Annotated in this window: 2 protein-coding genes; one reads left to right on the forward strand and one right to left on the reverse strand. The window is 51.4% G+C overall.

Going from position 1 to position 1,892, the window contains the following annotated elements; translation table 11 throughout:
• The first annotated feature begins 493 nt into the window (after nt 1-493).
• On the forward strand, nt 494-1,723 hold the full coding sequence (locus SC206_RS05055) for a Bcr/CflA family multidrug efflux MFS transporter (RefSeq protein ID WP_332734812.1): 1,230 nt from the start codon (nt 494-496) through the stop codon (nt 1,721-1,723).
• Here the strand turns inward: SC206_RS05055 and SC206_RS05060 are convergent.
• The coding region (locus tag SC206_RS05060) for a hypothetical protein (protein ID WP_332734814.1) at nt 1,706-1,892 on the reverse strand (187 nt) is incomplete at its 5' end. The genes SC206_RS05055 and SC206_RS05060 overlap by 18 nt on opposite strands.

Raw genomic sequence — 1,892 nt, forward strand, 5'->3', positions numbered from 1 at the left:
CGAATCACTTACCTGTGTAAGCTCATCGGGATTCGTTTGCTTGCCGCCTTGCCACAACGCCAATGACTTGGGCACGTTGTGCCGCAGCGTCTTTGATGCTGTAGCGGCGTTGGCTAGGCGCAGTTATCCGAATCACTTACCTGTGTAAGCGCATCGGGATTCGTTTACTTGCCGCCTTGCTACAACGCCAATGACTTGGGCACGTCGTGCCACAGCGTTCTTGATGATGTAGCGGCGTTGGCTGCGCGCACTTATCCGAATCACTTACCTGTGTAAGCGCATCGGGATTCGTTTGCTTGCCGCCTTGCCACAACGCCAATGACTTGGGCACGTCGTGCCGCAGCGTCCTTGACGCTGTAGCGGTGTTGGCTAGGCGCAGTTATCCGAATCACTTACCTGTGTAAGCTCATCGGGATTCGTTTACTTGCCGCCTTGCCACAACGCCAATGACTTGGCGAATTTTTGCTTATAACTTTATGAGGAACGGATAAAAGTGCAAGAAACCCGGACATCCCACTTGGGTTTAATCCTGATATTGGGTTTGATATCAATGCTGATGCCACTGGCTATCGACATGTATTTGCCGAGTATGCCGATGATCGCCGAAGAGTTTGGCGTGCAGGCGGGCAGAGTACAGATGACGCTGAGTGCGTATGTGCTGGGTTTTGCTATTGGCCAGCTGTTTTATGGTCCGATGGCCGACAGTCTTGGGCGTAAGCCGGTGATCTTCTGGGGCGTGCTGGTTTTTGCCATCGCGGCCGCGGCCTGCGCGCTTTCTGATTCCGTTCAGCAATTGGTTAACATGCGTTTCCTGCACGGCCTGTCGGCGGCGGCGGCCAGCGTCGTGATCAACGCCCTGATGCGCGACATGTTCACGAAAGATGAATTCTCCAGAATGATGTCTTTCGTCATCCTGGTAATGACGGTTGCTCCGCTGCTCGCGCCTATGCTTGGCGGCGCGCTGATGCTGTGGTTTAGCTGGCACGCTATTTTCTGGGCAATGGCAGTGGCTGCGCTGATTGCCGCCGTGCTGGTTGGCGTGTTTATAAAAGAGACGTTACCCAAAGAGCGGCGGCAGCGTTTTCATATGAGAACCACGGTCGGCAACTTCGCTTCGCTTTTTCGTCATAAGCGCGTATTGAGCTATATGCTGGCGAGTGGATTTTCGTTTGCAGGTATGTTCTCTTTCCTCTCTGCAGGTCCTTTCGTTTATATCCAGCTTAACGGCGTTTCTCCCCAGAACTTCGGTTTCTATTTCGCGCTGAACGTTGTATTTCTGGTGCTTCTAACCTTTTTCAACAGCCGTAATGTACGTCGTCTTGGCGCGATAAAAATGTTCCGTCTGGGTTTATTAATTCAGCTCACCATGGGCATTTGGCTGCTGGTGGTCACTGCCTTTGGATTAGGTTTCTGGGCATTGGTACTTGGCGTAGCAGGTTATGTTGGATGTATCGCGATGGTAACGTCGAACGCGATGGCGGTAATAATGGATGATTTCCCGCACATGGCCGGAACCGCCGCCTCATTGGCTGGTACGATTCGATTTGGGACTGGCGCGTTGATAGGCTCATTGCTGTCGATGTTTCCGGCGCACAGCGCTTGGCCAATGGTAGGCTCCATGGGGTTGTGTATTATTATTGCATTTGTTCTTTATTTGTATGCCAGCAGAGAGGGGATGGCTGTTTTGAAAACAGCTGAAACTTTGTTAAAGACAGATAAATGATGATTTCTTTGATATCAAATTTTCTTTAAGTTCAAGTTCAAGTTCAAGTTCAAGTTCAAGTTCAAGTTCAAGTTCAAGTTCAAGTTCAACTGCATGCGCTTCGCTTACTGGGCGCTGGCCCAGACCAGGCAGAGGGGCGTTAACGCGCCCCTCTGCACTCCCGCGTTTT

The organism is Rouxiella sp. T17 (genome assembly GCF_036663475.1).
Classification (GTDB): domain Bacteria; phylum Pseudomonadota; class Gammaproteobacteria; order Enterobacterales; family Enterobacteriaceae; genus Rouxiella.